A 16,653-nucleotide genomic window follows, 5' to 3' on the forward strand; every position below is an offset into this window, starting at 1 on the left:
CCTCGGTGTGAGTGTTGATCTGTGGAAGGACCAACTTCTCTACCGGGGTCCTGCGCCCGTTCCGGGTCAACTCACCGTCGTCGGCGTGTCGCCCCGCCACCACCGCGCCGCTACTGAGAAAGGCTCAATGCGCTCGAGCGGGCCCCCCTCAGCGCATTATGGAACCGTAATGCGCTCGACTGGGTCCCATCGGCGCGCTATGGAACCATAATGCGCTCGAGCGGACCCTTCCTTCCAGCGCACCCGCTCCATCGCACCCTTCCGGCGCGTTAGGGAACCATAACGCGCCCCAGCAGACCCTCTCAGCGCATTATGGAACCATAACGCGCTCTACCAGACCCGCTCAGCGCGTCATGGAACCATAACGCGACCAGTCGGGACGTCGTGGCGCGTCCGAGGTCGGCCGAGGGCCCGAAGCAGTGATCGCCGCCCCGGTGCTCCGGGACGGCGATCAGGGAGAGCTCAGGCAGCTCGGGCGAGCGGGGCCTCGACCCGCAGGTCCGTCCCGTCGACGTCCACCTCGAAACCCGCGCGGGCGAGGACGAACCGCAGTGGCTCGTGGGCGTCGTCGCTGGCGTGCACCGGAAGGGCACCCCGCAGCGTGCCGTCGGGGCCGAAGCAGCACTCGTCGGTGCGGAGCCAGAAGGCGTACGACCCCAACGCGCGCGGCGCCCGCGTCCACAGCCCCACGAGCAGACGCTCGCGGGCCTCGTCGGCGGTACCGGCCAGCGACTCCTCCGCCGTCACGCCGTACCGGGTGAGCTCCGCGAAGGCCAGCAGCAGCCGGTCCCGGTCGCTGACCGACCCAGCCACGCCGATCACGCCGCCACCTCCCCCACCGGGCCCCGGTCGTCGAGCCGGCGCAGCAGCCGCACCTCGGGCCGCATCGCCGCGCTCTCCGCGCGCAGCAGCGCGCGGATCTCGGCGAGGTCCCAGCGGTAGCCCGCGATCTCCTCGGCGACCGAGAACAGCAACCGGGACACATGGTCGCGGGTGCGGCCGTAGTCCAGCTCGCCCTGCACGGAACGGGCGAGGAGCTCGGCGTCGCGCAGGGCGTCGGTGATGCCGTGCGCGGTGAGCGGGTCCTTGAAGTAGCCCGCGTCGCCGACCAGCGCCCAGCCGGGCCCGGTCGGGGTGCGCAGCACCGCGGGCGCTCCCGGGAACCCGCGCAGCGGTCCCTGCCGCTCCCCCAGGGCGACGCCGGCGGCCCGCCCGAACACCTCGTCGAACAGGACCTCGAGCCCGCGCGGGCGGCCCGCGGCGAACTCCGCCGGTGGCATCCCCGCCCACACGCAGGCCAGGCCGTCGGTGGTCGGGATGATCCCGGCCGTGGCCCCGGGCACGTAGAACCACTCGTACCCGGTGGCCGGCGCGGGGAAGTACCCGTAGACGATCGCGCTCGCGGCGCGGCCGCGGCGCACGGTGCCGGCACCGACCAGCGTCGCCATGGTCGAGCGGGCCCCGTCCGCGCCCACGGTCAGCGGGGCGTGGGCGCGCAGGGTCCCCCCGCCCCGCACCCGGGCCTCGACGCCGGTCACGCGGTCGTCGCACCGGAGCAGGCCGGTCACGTCCACCCCGAGCCGCACGGTGGCGCCCGCCGCGCGGGCGCCGTCGAGCAGCACCCCGTCGAGGACGGTCCGGCGTGGCGCGTAGAGCGGCGCGGCCATCTCGACGGTCTCGACCTGCGTCGTTGCGGACAGAGGGGGCCCGTAGTGGAAGGTCGTCGTGCCGACCGGCGGCGTCCCGGCCGCGACGATCGCGTCGAGCAGGCCCCAGCGTTCGAGCTGGAGCACCCCGCCGCGCATCAGCGCGTGGGTGGAGAGGGTGTCGCGGGTGGGGTCGGTGCGGTCGACGAGCAGGACGTCGAGCCCGGCCCGGGCCAGCAGCATCGCGGTCGCGGAGCCGGCACACCGGGCGCCCACGACGATCGCGTCGTACGAGTCCATCAGGGACCTCCGGAGGGGATGGGGACAGGTGGCCGGGCGACCCCTCGGCACGCCCGGCCACCTGCGGCTCAGGCGGTGACGACCTCGAGGTCGACCGGCACGCCGTTGGTCACGGAGTCGAACACCACGGACCGGTCGCGACCCCGCTCGACGACCTGGCGCAGCTTCTCCGGCGGCGCGTCGCCGGCGATGGTCACGGTCATCCGGATCCGCTCGAAGCCGTTGCGGTGGTCCTCGGTGTTGACGCCCATCGCGCCCTGCACGTCCAGGTCCCCCTCGAGCATCGAGGACACCGAGGTCAGCCGTACGCCGCGGGCGGCGGCGGAGTAGACCAGCGACGTCGTGACGCACGCGGCGAGGGCGTGCAACAGGAACTCGGCCGGGTTGGGGCCGGTGTCGGTGCCCAGCAGGATCGCGGGCTCGCCGGCGTCGAGGGTGAAGGCCTCGGTGCGCGAGGTGTCCTCGGCGCACGCGGCGTAGAAGCCCTTGATCGTCGAGCGGTTGTGCGCGCCGTCGATCCAGGTGTTGGTGGCGCGGAACCGGAACTGCGCGATCTCGGGCTGGGCCTTGATGGCGTCGAGCGTGGCGAACATGGTCGCGGTGTCGACGCCGTTGCGGACGGTGTCGGTGACGGTCTGGCTCATGGTGTGCTCCTCGGCTGTGGTCTCGCGGCCGGCGGGTCCGGCCCGGCACGACAGACCGTGCCCGGCAGCGGGGGGACCGCCCATCGGCGACCACCACCCATCTCCGGACGGCCACCTGCCCATGCCGCTGCGGATGGGTATGGGCAAGGGCCGACATGGGTGCCGGGCACCGATGAGGGCGACGCACAAGCGGGTCGACGCTGGTCGTCGTCCCGAGCCGACCGGTCCCGAGGAGGACGACATGAGCGCCCCGACCCCCCTGACCCCCACCGAGGCATCCCGTCTGCGGTTCGCCGCGGCGCGCGTCCTGCGCACCCACCCCGGCCCGATCGGCGAGCTGCTGCACCGCGAGCTGCTGGCCTGGCAGGACTTCGGGCACCGCTTCGGCGCAGGCCGGCTCACCTCTGCGGTGGCCGACCAGATCCTCGCCGCCCCGCTCCCCCCGGACGCCCAGCCCGACTGGTGCCCGGGCCTCCACCCGGTCCGGAGCGCGCGCGCGGCGTGAGCGGCGCCGCACTCAGCCGGGCGTCTCCAGTCCGGCCAGCGCCCTCGCCGCGTCCCGGCGGGAGGCCACGCCCAGCTTCTGCAGCACCGCCGAGACGTGGTGGTCGACGGTCCGGACGGACAGCACGAGGCTCGCCGCGATCTCCGCGTTGGTCAGCCCGGCGGCCACCAGCCGCAGGATCTCGAGCTGGCGCCCGGTGAGGCCGGCCGGGTTTCCCCGGGTGGCCTGGTGGGGGCCGCGCGGGACCCGGTGCACACCCATCCCCCGCAGCCGGGCCCGGACGAGCGCGGCGGCGGGCCGGGCACCGAGGGCGTCGAGCACCGCGAGACCGTCGAGCGTCGCGCCGGCCTCGTCCGAACCGGTCAGCTCGAGGGCACGTTCGTAGGGCGCGCCGATCCGCTCCCAGGCCGTGGCCGCGGCCCGCCAGTCCCCGCGCAGTCCGGCGGCGTACTCCTCGGGGCAGCCCGGGAACGGGACGACCGGGTCCCCCAGCCGGTGCAGCCAGCGCAGGAGCTCGGCGTGCTCGCGCTCGCGGCCGGGGCCCTCGGTGGCGGCGAGCAGCGCCCGGGCGTGGTCGGCGAGGGAGTCCCGGCCGGTCAGCCACGCCTGTTCGGCCTCCGCGACCGCGGTGGCGACCATCGCGGGCAGGGCGCGGGCGCTCTCGGCGTTCGCCCAGGCCGTCGCGAGCAGCTCGGGCGCCTCGGGACTGCCCTGCCGGACGGCGATCTGGGCCAGGGTGGGCAGCGCCTGGCGGGCGACCATCCCGCCGCCGTCCACGCCGTCGAGCCCCCACCGCAGGTCCGCGTCGGCGTCGGCCCAGTTCCCGCGCAGCGCGGCGAGCCGGGCACCGAAGGAGCGCACCACGCGGTCGTGCGTGGTGTGCTCGGTCCCGTCGGCCTGGCGGCGGCTCGCCTCGAGCACCTCCTCCAGCTCGGCGTACCGGGCGTAGCGCCAGAGCAGCGAGGCGAGGTTCGTGTACCCCATCATCACGTCGTCGAGCCGGCCCAGCTCCTCGGCGAGGGCGATCCCGGCCCGCACGTCCTCGTGACCGTCCGGGTCGCCGCGCTGCCACCGTGCGCGCCCCCGGTAGATCAGACCCGTGGGCCGCAGCTGCGCCAGGCCGAGCCGCCCGCCGACCGCGAGCGCCTCGTCCGCGGCCTCCCGCCCCTCGCGCTCGCGGTCCAGGTTCACCAGGAGCACCGCGCGGTAGGTCAGGGCGAAGGCCAGCGGGAACGAGTCGCCGCCCGGACGCAGCGACGCGACGGCACGCTCGACCGACCGCAGGCCCTCGTCGATCTGCAGGGCGGCCCACTGCTGCAGTGCCAGGGTGCTCAGCGCCTGCCCGAGCGCGGCCGGGTCGCCGAGCCGCTCGCGCAGCGCCACCGCCTCGGTGCCCGCGCGCACCGCGCCCGGCCGGTCGTTGCCGTGGAAGTGCGTCCAGGCCAGGTCCTCCAGCAGCGCGGCCCGCTCCGCGTCGGGCAACGCGGTCCGCAGCGCCTGCCCGTACAGCGCCGCGGCCTGGCGGTGCGCACCGGCGGCCGCCGCCTGCCGGGCGGCCGCGGGGGCGTACTCGGCGAGCGCGGGGTCGTCGCCGGCGCCGGCGGCGTGGTGCACGACCCGGGCGAGGTCCGGCTCGTCGCCGGCCGTCAGGGCGCGCAGGACGGCGGCGTGCAGGGCCATCCGCCGGGTCGCCGGCAGGGCGTCGTCGATCGCGCGGCGAGCGAGCTCGTGCCGGAAGGCCACGGCGTCCGGACGCACCTCGAGCAGGCCGGCGCGCTCGGCCGGGGCGAGCACCGAGAGATCGTCGAGCAGGGCCCTGGCCAGCGGCAACCCGACACCTGAGGGCACGACGGCGAGCTGCTCCAGCGCCGCGAGCGCCTCCGGCGGGAGCACCCGGGCCCGGGCCAGCACGGCGTCGACGACGGTGGCGGGCACCGCGTCGGGGCCCGCGGCCACGGCTTCGGTCACGAAGAACGGGTTGCCGCCGGTGAGCCGGAACAGCGTCGCCGAGGTCGCGGTGGTGCCCCCGGCGAGCCGCGCCACCGCACCGCGCGAGAGCGCGGCAAGCGGGAGCCGGCGCGAGGCGAGCAGGGCTCCGAGGAGCGGGCGCAACGGGTGGTCGGCGCCCATCTCGTCGTCGCGGTAGGTGAGCACGAGCACCGCGGGCAGGCCGGCGATCCGCCGCCCGACGTGGCGCAGCACGTCGAGCGTGGGCTCGTCCGCTCAGTGCACGTCCTCGACCACCAGCACCGCCGGTTCCTCGCCCGCGCCCCGGCCGAGCAGGTCGAGCGTCGCGTCGTAGACCGCGTCCCGGTCGCCGGCGGCCAGGGCCGACGCCAGCGGCCCGCCCGTCGGCGCAGCGTCCCGCAGCGGGCCGAGCGGACGCGGCGAGAGCAGGTCGTCGCAGGCCCCGAGGTAGGCGCGGGCCCGGCCGGCGAGGCGGCGGCGGAAGGCCCGGACCACGCTCGTCTTGCCGATGCCGGCCTCGCCGTGCACGAGTACGACCTCGCCCGCGCCCCCGGCGGCCGCGGCGAGCGCCCCCTCCAGCTCCGCGAGCTCGCGCTCGCGCTCGAGCAGCTCCATCCCCCGATCGTGGCAGCGGACCCGCGCGGGCCCATCGTCCGAAGTGGGCATCTCTCACCGATTTCCCGCGGCTCGCGCGCCGGGCAGCATCTCCGGAACGACAGCGCACGCCGAGGAGGACACCGTGACCGTCGTCGACCGCCTGCTCGCCCTCTGGGACGCCCCGCCGGACACCCGGCCCGATCCCGAGGCCGGGTTCGCCGCGCTCTACACCGACCCCGTGCTGGTCAACGGCACCCCGACGACCGTCGCCGAGATGGTCGACCGCGCCCGCGCGCTGCACGCCGCGTTCACCGGGCACGAGCGCGAGGTGCTGGAGGTGGTCGAACAACCCGGCAAGCTCGCCGTGGCCTTCCGGCTGGTCGCCGACCCCACCGGCCCGTGGCCGACCGCGGTCGGCGAGCTCGCCCCCACGGGCAGGCGTATCAGCACGACGGTGATCGACGTCCTCACCCTCACACCGGACGGTCGGGTCGCGTCGATCGTCATGGTCGCCGACGAGCTCGGCCGCCTGCGGCAGGCCGGGGCGATGTGACCGCAGGACCCGCCGGTCAGAGGGCCGCCGCGGCGGCGTCGTCGGGGAGCAGCGAGTACATGACGACGTCGATGCGACGCCCCTGCACCACGAGCCGGCGCCGCAGCGTGCCCTCCGCGACGAAGCCGGCGGCCTCGGCGACCCGCCGCGACCCGGTGTTGGTCGGGTCCACCATGAGCTCGAGGCGGGCGACCCCGGCCTCGCGCAGGCACCAGCGGGCGAGGGTGCGCAGGGCGTCGCGCGCCAGCCCGCGGCCACGCGCGCCCGCGGCGACCCAGTAGCCGACCTCTGCCGTCCCGCCGCGGACCCCGTGTGCACCGATGCTGCCCACCGGCGCACCGGTCGCGACGTCGACGATCGCGAACACGGCGTCGCCCTGCTGCCACGCCTGCGGGGCGAACGTCGTCACGTAGCCGACGGCGTCGTCGTACGAGTACGGCGACGGCACCGTCGTCCGGCGCTGGATCTCGGCGTCCTGGCAGGCGGTGAAGACGGTGGCGGCGTCGGCGGCGGTCCACGGCCGCAGCCGGACCTTCGCCCCGGTCAGCACCGGCTGTGTCTCCCGCACTGCTCCCCGGACGGTCGCCACCCCGGCAGTGTGCCGGGGCCCGGGCCCGGCGGACACGGCCGACCGGCCCTCCTTACGGGAGCGCGGTTCGCGACTTCGCGTCGAGCAACGTGTGGAGGACGGCGTCGCGGCGGGCGGCCAGCTCGGCCGGGTCGGTACCGGCCAGCTCGGCGTCGACGCCGGCCACGAGGGTCGCGACCAGCTCCGGGGTGAGCGTGACCTGCCCCAGGTCGCGCCACCACTTCTCGGTCGGCGGACCGAGGTGCTCGAGGACGTGCGCGATCCCGCCCGGCCCGCCGGACAGGTGCTGGTTCGCGAACGGCCCCAGCACCGCCCACCGCAGCCCCGGCCCCTGGGAGATCGCGGTGTCGATGTCGGCGACCGTCGCGACCCCGCGTTCGACCAGCGAGTACGCCTCCTGCCAGAGTGCCGCCTGCAGCCGGTTGGCCACGTGCCCGGGGAGCTCCTGGCGGAGCCGGATCGGCTTCTTCCCGACGGCGGCGTAGAAGGCCAGCGCCCGCTCCACCGCCTCCTCGGTCGTCCTCTCCCCCGGCACCACCTCGACCAGCGGGATCACGTGCGGCGGGTTGAACGGGTGCCCGATCACCACCCGCTCCGGGTGCGCGGGGCAGCCGCGGGCGATCGCCGTCGGCAGGAGCCCGGACGAGCTCGACGCCAGCACCACGTCCGGCCGCGCGGCCTCGTCGAGCACCGCGAACAGCGCGTGTTTGACGTCCTCGCGCTCCGGCCCGTTCTCCTGGACGAAGTCGGCGTCGGCGACGGCCGCGGCCGGGTCGGCGGTGAACGCCAGCCGCTCGGGCGTCGCCCCGTCGACCGGGCTCAGGGCCGGCCACAGCGCCGCCACCTCGGCCCGCAGCCGCTCCTCGGCGCCGGGTGACGGATCGGTCGCGACGACGTCGAGCCCGTGGGCGAGGAAGTGCGCGGCCCAGCTGATCCCGATGACCCCGGTGCCCACGACGGCGACCCGGTCCACCCCCGCCGCGCTCACGCCCGACCCCGGGCGAGCGCGACGAACGGGTCCAGCGCGGTCGGGTCGGCCAGCACGTCGCGGCTCGCCACGTCGTCGAGCGCCGCCCCCAGCAGGATCTTCTTGGCCGGCAGCTCCAGCTTCTTGCCCGTGCGGTTCTTCGGCACCACCGGCACCGCCTCGATCCGGTCCGGGACGTGCCGCGGCGACAGCTCGGTGCGCAGCGCGGTGGAGATCCGCCGGCGCAGGGCGTCGTCGAGCGTCGTGCCCGCGCGGAGCTGGACGTAGAGCTGCAGCTCCCCGTTGCCGCCTGCCGGGTCCTCGAGGTGCACGACCAGGCTGTCGACGACCTCGGGCAGCTCCTCGACGACCCGGTAGAACTCGGCGGTGCCCAGCCGGACGCCGCCGCGGTTCAGCGTGGCGTCGGAGCGGCCCGCGATCACCGCGCCGCCCCACGCCGAGAAGCGCACCCAGTCCCCGTGCCGCCAGACGCCCGGGTACCGGTCGAAGTAGGTGTCGCGGTAGCGGGTGCCGTCCGCGTCGCCCCAGAAGCCGACGGGCATCGACGGCATCGGCGTGGTGATCACCAGCTCGCCGAGCTCGCCGACCACCGGTTCGCCCTGCTCGTCGAACGCCTGCGCGTCCACGCCGAGGCAGGGCCCGGAGATCTCGCCGACCCACACCGGCTGCAGGGGGCTGCCCTGCACGATCCCGGAGCAGACGTCCGTGCCGCCGCTGCCGACGTTGAGCAGCACGCCCGGCCCGAACTCGTCGGCCACCCAGCGGTAGCCCTCGGGCGGCAGCGGGCTGCCCGCGGCCCCGATCTGCCGCACCGCCGACAGGTCGAGCTCCCGCGCGGGCCGCACGCCCTCGGCGCGGCAGGCCATCAGGTACCCGGGGCTCGCGCCCATGAGCGTGGCCCCGGTCTCGGCGGCCAGCCGCCACTGCCAGCGGAGGTCCGGGTACAGCGGGTTGCCGTCGATCATCACGATCGACGCGCGCACCAGCAGCCCGGAGACCAGCGCGTTCCACATCATCCACGCGGTGGTCGAGAACCAGAGGATGCGGTCGCCCGCCCGCAGGTCCCAGCTCAGCCCGTGGTTCTTCAGGTGCTCCAGCAGGATCCCGCCGTGCGAGTGGACGATCGCCTTCGGCTTGCCCGTCGTCCCCGAGGAGAACAGCACGTAGAGCGGATGTGCGAAGGGCACCGGGTCGAACGCGAGATCGCCCGGCCCGGCCAGCAGGTCGGCCCAGTCGAGGGTGTCGGGGAGCTCGTCCGGGCCGTAGGCGACGTGCACGACGTGCTCGACCGTCGGTAGCCCGGCGCGGATCTCCGCCACCTGCGCACGGCGGTCGATCGCCTTGTCGCCGTAGCCGTAGCCCGACACGGCGAGCAGCACGGTCGGCTCGATCTGCCCGAACCGGTCGATCACGCTGCGGGCGCCGAACTCCGGGGCACAGCTGGCCCACACCGCCCCCAGGCTCGCGGTGGCCAGGAACGCCACCAGGGCCTCGGGGATGTTGGGCAGGTAGGCCGCCACGCGGTCGCCCCGGCCGACACCGAGCCGCTCCAGTCCGGCACGGCAGCGCGCGACCTGCGCGCGCAGTGCACCCCAGGTCAGCTGCTGCCGGTCGCGGGTCTGCGAGTGGGCCAGCACGGCGACCTCGGCGTCGTCGGCGCCGCTGTCGAGCAGGCCGACGGCGTGCTCGGCGTAGTTCAGGGTCGCACCGGGGAACCACTCCGCCCCGGGCATCTCCCGGCGGCCGAGCACGCGCTGCGGCGGCGAGGCGAACCGGACGCCGAAGAACGCGGCGATCGCGGACCAGAAGGCCTCCGGGTCGTCGACCGACCAGCGGTGCAGGTCCGCGTAGTCCTCGAACGGCAGCCGGCGCTCGCGCTCCAGCCAGCCCAGGAACCGGCCGATCTCGGTGGTGTCCCGGACGTCGTCGGCGACGGGGCGCAGCAGCTCCGGGGCGTCGGTCTCGGTCGCGGTCATCGCCGGACCCGCCCGCCGCGGCCGGAGAGGAACGCGCGCATCCGCTCCTGCGCCTGCTCGCTGCTGCCCGCCAGCGCGGCCATCATGGACTCCATCAGGTAGCCCTCGGCCGGGTTGGCCTCGGCGATCCGCGGCAGCGCCTGCAGCACCGCGAAGTTCGTGACCCGCGAGTTCTTCGCGATCCTGCCCGCCAGCTCGATCGCCTTGGCGAGGCCGTCCCCCGGTCCGACGAGGTAGTGCGACAGCCCCAACGCCTGGCCCTCCTCGGCGTCGAGGACCCGGCCGGTGAGCATCATGTCGGCCATCCGGTGCGCCCCGACGAGCCGCGGCACCCGCACGGACCCGCCGCCGCCGACGAACAGCCCGTGCTGTCCCTCCGGCAGGGCGTAGAAGGCGCTCGACTCGGCGACCCGCAGGTGCGTGGCCGACGCCAGCTCCAGCCCGCCACCGATCACCGCGCCCTTGAGGACCGCGACGACCGGCAGCCGCCCGCGCTCCATCCGCTCGAAGGCGCGGTGCCACATCATCGAGTGCTCGAGGCCTTCGATCGCGTCGCGCTCGGTCAGCTCGGACAGGTCGAGGCCGGCGCAGAAGTGGTCGCCCTCGGCGTCGAGCACCACGGCCTTCACTCCACTGGGCGGCGCGCTGAAGAAGGTCTCGATCCCGAGCACGGTCGGGTCGTCGAGCGCGTTGCGCTTGGCGGCCCGGGTCAGCCGGAGCACGGCGACGTCGTCGTGCCGCTCGACCTGCAGCGACGTGGGCAGCAGGGCCTCGACCCGCTCGCCCGCCGGCTGCTCCGGCTGCGGTGCGGCGCTGGTCATGACGCTCCCTCCGGCCGCGGCCCCGCCGCGACCCGTTCGATCGGATGCTCGTCCGCCGCGCGCCGGCGCAGGTCCACCCGGCGGAGCTTGCCGGTGGCGTTGCGCGGCAGGTCCGCGACGAACTCGACGTACTTCGGGACCTTGTACCGGGCCAGCCGCGACTCGAGATGGGCGCGCAGCGCGGCCTCGGTCAGGTCCGCCCCCTCACGGACCTGCACGTAGGCGACCCCGACCTCGCCCCACCGCGGGTCGGCGACCCCGACGACGGCGCACTCGGCGACCGCGTCGAGCTGCACCGCCACGGCCTCGACCTCGGCGGGGTACACGTTCTCCCCGCCCGAGATGTACATGTCCTTGACCCGGTCGACGACGGTGGCCCAGCCGTCCTCGTCCACGCGCAGCACGTCGCCGGTGCGGAACCACTGCCCGTCGACCAGGCTGTTCGCGGTCTCCTCCGGCAGGTTCCAGTACCCGGCGAACACGTGCGGCCCACGCACCACCAGCTCCGCCGGCTCCCCGCCGGCGACCTCCGGGCGCCCGTCGCGCAGCTGTGCGACGTCGGTGAAGAAGTGCGGCACGCCGACCGCGGTCGGGTGGGCGGCGGTGCCGTCGTGGGTGCTCATGGACACGCCGGGCGACGCCTCGGTCATGCCGTAGCCCTGGATCAGGCGCACGCCGCGGTCGAGCCATTCCCGCGCCACACGCTCCTGCACCGGCGAACCGCCGTACTGCACGAGGGTGAGCGAGCTCAGGTCGGCGGCCGCCCACCCCGGGTGCTCGCACATCATCTGCAGCATCGTCGGCACCGCCGAGAAGCCGGTGATCTGCCCGCCCGAGATCCGCTCCAGGACCAGCCCGGGGTCGGCCTTCGGCAGCACCTCCACGCTGCCGCCCTTGAACAGCGTGGGCAGCGTGACCTGGCCGAGCCCGACGCAGTGGAACAGCGGGGCGATGCACAGGGCCCGGTCGGTGCTCAGCACGTCGACGTGGGCCAGGAAGTTCACGGTGTTCCAGGTCAGGTTGCCGTGGGTCAGCACGGCGCCCTTCGGCCGGCCCGTCGTCCCCGAGGTGTAGAGGATCAACGCCGGGTCGTCGAGGGAGACCGCCGGCTCGGCCACGAGCTCCGGGCCGGCGGCGATCTCGGCCTCGTAGTCGAGACGGTCCGTACCCCCGTGGACCGCGACGACGTGGCGGAGCGCGGCCGGACGGGCGTCGGGCGCCGGGCCGACCACGCCGGCGACGAGGGCGTCCGTGTCGGCGCTGTGCACCAGGACGGACGCCCCGGCGTCGTCGAGCACGAACCGGATCTCGGGCCCGGAGAGGCGGTAGTTGAGCGGGACGGCGATCGCCCCGAGCAGCCAGGTCGCGAAGAACGTCTCGAACACCTCGACGGCGTTCACCCCGACGTAGGCCACCCGGTCCCCCGGACCCACGCCGAGCCGGCGCAGGGCCCCGGCGTACCGGGACACGCGGTCCGCGAGCTCGACGTAGGTGAGCGAGCGGTACGGGTCGCTCAGCGCCACGCGGCCCGGGGAGATCCTGGCCCGCCGCGCGGGCCAGGTCCCCAGGCCCGCGTTGGGGCCGGCGACGAGTGTCGGGTTCATGAGTCCACCACCGTTGGTGCGGCCGGGTCGTTCGGGACCAGGAGCCCGGTCGGTCTCAGACTCCTTGATACGGCATTGATAGCAAGGACCTTGATATCGCGTCAAGCGGTCCGGTCGCCGTGCCGGGCGAGCCCCTCCGGCGGCACCGTCAGCGACTCCAGGCACCGCTCCAGCGCGCTGCCGAACGCCACCGCCTCCTCGGGGGCGAGCCGGGAGAGCATCCGCTCCTCGACGTCGTCGACCGCCCGGTGGCACTCCTTGAGCACCTGCACCCCGTGCTCGGTCAGCCACGCCCGCAGGATCCGCCGGTTCCCCTCGTCCGGCCGACGCTCGATCAGCCGGTCGCGCTCCATCGTCGCGATCAGCTGGTGCATCGCCTGCGGCGTGACGACGTGCCGGCGCGCCAGCTGGGCCGACGACAACCCCTCACGCGCCTCGAGGATGCTCAGCGCGGTGTACTGGTGCAGCGTCACCCCGAGCGGGCGCAGCACCTCCTCCATCCGCGCGCGCTCGGCCATCTCGAGCCGTTTCACCAGGTAGGTCAGGCGCTGGCCGCGCCGGCCGGCCGGTCGGGCCGCTGACTGGGTCATGCCGGGAGGGTATTCCGAAACCTGAGACCGGTCAGCCGTTGACGTGAGGTATCAAGCTCCTTACCATCGGCCGCCATCGACGCCCGGATCCCGGGCCCGTCACCAGCAGACAGGGCATCGCAATGACGCACCCGCACCCGGATCGGCACCCGAGTCGGCACGGCCAGCTCCGCCGCGCCGTGCTGTCGAGCTACCTCGGCAGCGTGATCGAGTACTACGACTTCCTGCTCTACGCCACGGCGTCGGCCGTCGTGTTCAACAAGGTCTTCTTCGCGAACCTCGACCCGCTGGTCGGGACGGTCGCCAGCTTCGGCACCCTCGCGACCGGGTACTTCGCCCGGCCGCTCGGAGGGATCCTGTTCGGGCACTTCGGTGACCGGATCGGCCGCAAGCGGATGCTCGTGCTGAGCATGACGATGATGGGGCTCGGCAGCACCCTCATCGGCCTCCTGCCCACCTCGGCGCAGATCGGCGCCTGGGCGCCGGTCCTGCTCGTGGTGCTGCGCGTGGTGCAGGGGGTCGCCGTCGGCGGCGAGTGGGGCGGCGCGGTGCTGATGTCCGCCGAGCACGCCACCTCGCGGCGCGGGCTCTGGGCGAGCTTCACCAACGCGGGCGCACCGAGCGGCATGGTGCTGTCCACACTGGTCCTGGCCGTGTCCGCCGGCGCGACCGGCGAGCAGGCCTTCCTCGCCTGGGGCTGGCGGATCCCGTTCCTGCTCAGCGTGGTCCTGCTCGCCGTGGGTCTGTTCGTCCGGGCCCGCGTCACCGAGACCCCGGTGTTCACCGAGGCCGTCCGCACCACGCCGGCGACACCGCCCCTGCTCGACGTGCTGCGCAACCACCCGCGCAACCTGCTCCTGTCGATCGGCGTCGGGTTCGGCGCGTTCATCGCGCAGGGCACCCTGACGACCTTCGTCATCTCCTACGCCGTGCAGGCCGGCTTCCCCCGGCAGACCGTGCTCAACGCGCTCACCGTGTCCTCGGTCGCCGCGATCGCCGGCATCATCGGCTTCTCCGCGCTCTCGGACCGGTTCGGACGCCGCCCGCTGGTCCTCGCCGGCGCGGCCGCCATGGCGGTCTGGGCGTTCCTGCTGTTCCCGCTGATCGACAGCGGCTCGACCTTCCTGCTCGCGGTCGCCGTCGTCGTCGGGCAGGGCGTGGTGCACGCCTGCATGTACGGCCCGCTCGCGGCGCTCTACACCGAGCTGTTCTCCACCCGGGCGCGCTACACCGGCGCCTCGCTCGGCTACCAGATCGCCGGCATCGGCGCGGGCGTCTCGCCCGTAGTCTTCGCCTCGGTCCTGGCCGGGGGTGCCGGCACGACCACGGTCTCGATCATCATCGCGGCCGGGTGCGTGCTGACGATCGCCTGCATCCTCGCCCTCCGCGAGACCGCCACCCTCGATCTCGGCGGGTCGACGGAGACCTCCGCGGCGCCGGCCGCGCGAGCCTGACGTCGACGACCCGGGCGGTGTCCGGCGGCCACGGCCGCGGGGCACCGCCCGGCGTCGCCTCGCTGCGGGACCGACCGGTCAGGCCGGCTGGTCCGCGGTCTGCTCCTCGCGCCACTGCTCGACCAGCGACCGCTTGAACCGGTTGTTGGACGGGACCTCGATCCCCTTGTCCTCCGCCCACTGCCGCAACTGCTCGCGCTCCTCGGCGGTCAGGCCGGTGCTCGTGCTGACCTGCCCCCCGGCCCGCTTCGCCGGACGCAGCTCCGGGATCGACGCGTCGACGCGGCCCGCATCGATGTAGGGCTGCAGCAGCGCCAGCAGCTTGCGGTACTCCGGCCCGGCGAGGTCGATCTGCACCCGCATCTGGTCGATGTTGAGCTCGTGGGACTCGACATCGTGCTCCGAGCCCGTGAGGTCGCAGTACCGGATCTCCCTGATGCCCATCGATCAGCCCGCCTCGGCCTCGTCGCCGGTCCGCGCCGGGCGCCGCCGCCCGGACGCGCCGCCGGCCTCCTGCGCCGCCTCCTTCGCCGCCTCCTTCGCCGCCTCCTTGGCCGCCTTGCGCAGCGCGGTAAGGGTCTGGCCCGCGAGCGCCTTCGAGGCCACCGAGTCGCCGATCTGACGCGGCGTCATGCGGCCGCGACCGGTCTCGGCAAGGTAGGTCTGCCCGTCCGGACCGGTCCGGTACTCCAGGTTGGAGGCGACCCGGTGGAACCGGGTCCGACCCCGCTGGCGCACGCCCTCCCACCGCTCCACCTTGACGGCGAGCAGGCAGCACGTGCAGGTCAGTCGGCGGACGAACAATCCCTCGTCGTCCACCTCGGTGAAATGGATCCCCGCCTGCCGGATCGTCGGGAACAGGTGCCGGCCACGTTCCCGACACGCCAGCACCTCGTCGGAGACGCGGTCGACGTAGAGGTCGACGTCCTCGTCCGAGGCCCGGACGATTCCCGTCTCCTCCAACTGCTCGCCCTGGATCGACTTCGGCAGATCGGCATCGCCGTCGGCCACCTGGCACCCCTTTCCACAGTGTTGCGTGCAGTGTCGTGTGCAGTGTCGCGGTCCATCACGGTCCGCGGAACCAGCAGATCACATCATCACCGGCGATCGGACGCCCGTTCGGGTCCAACGATCCGCGCAGATCGGTGGTTCCGCCACCCCGGCATGGGCAGCGGTGGGCCCCCGACCTGGGTGATGGTCACCGATGTCCGGCGCGGGCCGGCAGGAGCAGGCTCGTCCCGTCACCCGACGAGAAGGGACCGACCATGACCACCGCCACACCCCCCACCCCCGCCCCGGCGGCGACCACCCCGAAGGAGCTGGCCGTGCGCTGGCTCGACCTGATCTCCGCCGGCGACGTCGAGGAGCTGTGCCGCACCGCCTCGCCGACCTGGTCGATGGCCGGCGGCCCGCCCGGCCTGCCGCCCGGCCCCGACGGGATCCGCGCCCTCGTCGCCTCCTTCGGGCGGATCCGGCAGCACTGGACGGTCGAGGACGTGATCGCCGAGGGCGGGAAGGTGGTGGTCCGCGCCACCAACCACTGCGAGCAGGACGAGTTCCTCGGCGTGCCCGCCACCGGGATCGAGCAGGTGTTCGCCGCGACCTTCGTGTTCCGGATCGTCGACGGGCACGTCGAAGAGATCTGGCGGACCGCCCAGGACCTGCAGCGGCTCCTGCAGCTCGGTGCGACCGTCCTGCCGCCGTCGCAGCGGGCGAGCATGCCCTGAGCGCGGATCGGGCCCGGCCGCAACCTCCTCCTTGTCCGCTGCAACATTTTGCTCATATGCTGCACGCGTGAGTGTCGCCGATCACAGTCGAGCCGCGGTGCGGTCGGGCTCCCGGGAGGCGGTGCGGCTGGCTCGGCGGGCGTTCATGGCCGGTGAGCGCCTCGATGCGCAGCGGATCGCCGCCCGGCTCGGCGTCGACCGCACCACGCTGTTCCGCTGGGTCGGCAACCGCGACCAACTGCTCGTCGCGGTGCTGACCTCGCTCGCCGACCCCACCCTGCGCGACGCGGCGGCCGCCGCGCCCGGCTGCGGGCCCGAGCGCATCGGCCGGATCCTGCGCGACTTCTCCCAGGCCCTGATCGACGCGCCGTACTACCGCCTCTTCCTGCAGCGCGAGACGGAGCGCGCGCTGCGCCTCATCACGACGAAGGCCAGCCCGCTGCAGCAGCACGTCGTCGGCGCGGTCGAGCGGCTGCTGGCCGAGGAGTGCAGCCGCGGGCACCTGCGCACGTCGATGCCGCTCGGCGACCTGGCCTACCTCGTGGTGCGGATCGCCGAGTCGTTCATCTACGCCGACCTGCTCACCGGCGACCCACCGGACGCCGTCAAGGTCGAGGTCGCGGTCACCGCGCTGCTGCACGGCGCAGCCCGCGTCCCGGCCCCCGCGACCTCCGAGACCTGACCCCGCACG

18 protein-coding genes are annotated in these 16,653 nt (G+C 74.5%); 5 read left to right on the forward strand and 13 right to left on the reverse strand.

The window, feature by feature from the left end; translation table 11 throughout:
• Positions 1-462 precede the first annotated feature (462 nt).
• The 3 genes from LWC35_RS31210 to LWC35_RS31220 all read right to left on the reverse strand — a co-directional run bounded on the left by LWC35_RS31210 (position 463) and on the right by LWC35_RS31220 (position 2,590).
• Positions 463-822 (reverse strand): hypothetical protein, encoded by a 360-nt coding sequence (locus LWC35_RS31210; RefSeq protein WP_232873878.1) that lies wholly within the window; start codon positions 820-822, stop codon positions 463-465.
• Positions 819-1,946 (reverse strand): NAD(P)/FAD-dependent oxidoreductase, encoded by a 1,128-nt coding sequence (locus LWC35_RS31215; protein WP_232873879.1) that lies wholly within the window; start codon positions 1,944-1,946, stop codon positions 819-821. The genes LWC35_RS31210 and LWC35_RS31215 overlap by 4 nt, the downstream gene beginning before the upstream one ends.
• Positions 1,947-2,014: 68 nt before the next feature.
• A complete protein-coding gene (locus LWC35_RS31220; RefSeq protein WP_232873880.1) occupies positions 2,015-2,590 on the reverse strand; it encodes an OsmC family protein in 576 nt (191 codons plus the stop codon).
• A 241-nt stretch (positions 2,591-2,831) separates the two neighbouring features.
• Between LWC35_RS31220 and LWC35_RS31225 the strand changes: the two genes are divergently transcribed.
• A complete protein-coding gene (locus tag LWC35_RS31225) occupies positions 2,832-3,095 on the forward strand; it encodes a hypothetical protein (protein WP_232873881.1) in 264 nt (87 codons plus the stop codon).
• Between the two features lie 12 nt (positions 3,096-3,107).
• Here LWC35_RS31225 and LWC35_RS31230 read toward each other — a convergent pair whose 3' ends face one another.
• Positions 3,108-5,297 (reverse strand): LuxR C-terminal-related transcriptional regulator, encoded by a 2,190-nt coding sequence (locus LWC35_RS31230; protein WP_232873882.1) that lies wholly within the window; start codon positions 5,295-5,297, stop codon positions 3,108-3,110.
• Between the two features lie 21 nt (positions 5,298-5,318).
• Positions 5,319-5,678 carry an AAA family ATPase gene (locus LWC35_RS31235; RefSeq protein ID WP_232873883.1) on the reverse strand — a complete coding sequence of 120 codons (360 nt, stop codon included), beginning with the start codon at positions 5,676-5,678 and terminating at the stop codon, positions 5,319-5,321.
• Between the two features lie 124 nt (positions 5,679-5,802).
• On the opposite strand from LWC35_RS31235, the gene LWC35_RS40580 reads away from it, so the two are divergent.
• Positions 5,803-6,213: an ester cyclase gene (locus LWC35_RS40580; protein WP_232873884.1), complete on the forward strand. Its 411-nt coding sequence runs from the start codon at positions 5,803-5,805 to the stop codon at positions 6,211-6,213.
• Between the two features lie 16 nt (positions 6,214-6,229).
• On the opposite strand, the gene LWC35_RS31245 is transcribed toward LWC35_RS40580, so the two are convergent.
• The 6 genes from LWC35_RS31245 to LWC35_RS31270 form a co-directional block, all read right to left on the reverse strand.
• Positions 6,230-6,802 carry a GNAT family N-acetyltransferase gene (locus tag LWC35_RS31245; protein ID WP_232873885.1) on the reverse strand — a complete coding sequence of 191 codons (573 nt, stop codon included), beginning with the start codon at positions 6,800-6,802 and terminating at the stop codon, positions 6,230-6,232.
• 52 nt (positions 6,803-6,854) lie between these two features.
• Positions 6,855-7,790, reverse strand: a complete 936-nt coding sequence (locus LWC35_RS31250) for a 3-hydroxyacyl-CoA dehydrogenase NAD-binding domain-containing protein (protein WP_232873886.1) — start codon at positions 7,788-7,790, stop codon at positions 6,855-6,857.
• A complete protein-coding gene (locus LWC35_RS31255; protein ID WP_232873887.1) occupies positions 7,787-9,766 on the reverse strand; it encodes an acetoacetate--CoA ligase in 1,980 nt (659 codons plus the stop codon). The genes LWC35_RS31250 and LWC35_RS31255 overlap by 4 nt, the downstream gene beginning before the upstream one ends.
• Positions 9,763-10,587, reverse strand: a complete 825-nt coding sequence (locus tag LWC35_RS31260) for a crotonase/enoyl-CoA hydratase family protein (protein ID WP_232873888.1) — start codon at positions 10,585-10,587, stop codon at positions 9,763-9,765. The genes LWC35_RS31255 and LWC35_RS31260 overlap by 4 nt, the downstream gene beginning before the upstream one ends.
• Complete coding sequence (locus tag LWC35_RS31265) at positions 10,584-12,191, reverse strand: acyl-CoA synthetase (RefSeq protein ID WP_232873889.1); 1,608 nt, start codon at positions 12,189-12,191, stop codon at positions 10,584-10,586. The genes LWC35_RS31260 and LWC35_RS31265 overlap by 4 nt, the downstream gene beginning before the upstream one ends.
• A 101-nt stretch (positions 12,192-12,292) precedes the next feature.
• Entirely contained in the window at positions 12,293-12,781 is a 489-nt protein-coding gene (locus tag LWC35_RS31270; RefSeq protein ID WP_232873890.1) for a MarR family winged helix-turn-helix transcriptional regulator, read from the reverse strand.
• 122 nt (positions 12,782-12,903) lie between these two features.
• On the opposite strand from LWC35_RS31270, the gene LWC35_RS31275 reads away from it, so the two are divergent.
• Positions 12,904-14,235, forward strand: a complete 1,332-nt coding sequence (locus LWC35_RS31275) for an MFS transporter (protein WP_232873891.1) — start codon at positions 12,904-12,906, stop codon at positions 14,233-14,235.
• A 78-nt stretch (positions 14,236-14,313) separates the two neighbouring features.
• Here the strand turns inward: LWC35_RS31275 and LWC35_RS31280 are convergent, their stop codons facing one another.
• Both LWC35_RS31280 and LWC35_RS31285 read right to left on the reverse strand, forming a co-directional pair.
• Positions 14,314-14,679: an Lsr2 dimerization domain-containing protein gene (locus LWC35_RS31280; protein ID WP_232872516.1), complete on the reverse strand. Its 366-nt coding sequence runs from the start codon at positions 14,677-14,679 to the stop codon at positions 14,314-14,316.
• 3 nt (positions 14,680-14,682) lie between these two features.
• Positions 14,683-15,246, reverse strand: a complete 564-nt coding sequence (locus LWC35_RS31285) for a hypothetical protein (RefSeq protein ID WP_232872517.1) — start codon at positions 15,244-15,246, stop codon at positions 14,683-14,685.
• 254 nt (positions 15,247-15,500) lie between these two features.
• Here LWC35_RS31285 and LWC35_RS31290 point away from each other — a divergent pair, with 254 nt between their 5' ends.
• Together LWC35_RS31290 and LWC35_RS31295 are read left to right on the forward strand one after the other, a co-directional pair.
• Positions 15,501-15,962: a nuclear transport factor 2 family protein gene (locus LWC35_RS31290; protein WP_232873892.1), complete on the forward strand. Its 462-nt coding sequence runs from the start codon at positions 15,501-15,503 to the stop codon at positions 15,960-15,962.
• Between the two features lie 67 nt (positions 15,963-16,029).
• On the forward strand, positions 16,030-16,644 hold the full coding sequence (locus tag LWC35_RS31295) for a QsdR family transcriptional regulator (RefSeq protein WP_232873893.1): 615 nt from the start codon (positions 16,030-16,032) through the stop codon (positions 16,642-16,644).
• The last annotated feature ends 9 nt before the right edge of the window (positions 16,645-16,653 follow it).

The sequence above is a fragment of the Pseudonocardia kujensis genome, from assembly GCF_021283305.1.
Lineage (GTDB): Bacteria > Actinomycetota > Actinomycetes > Mycobacteriales > Pseudonocardiaceae > Pseudonocardia > Pseudonocardia kujensis.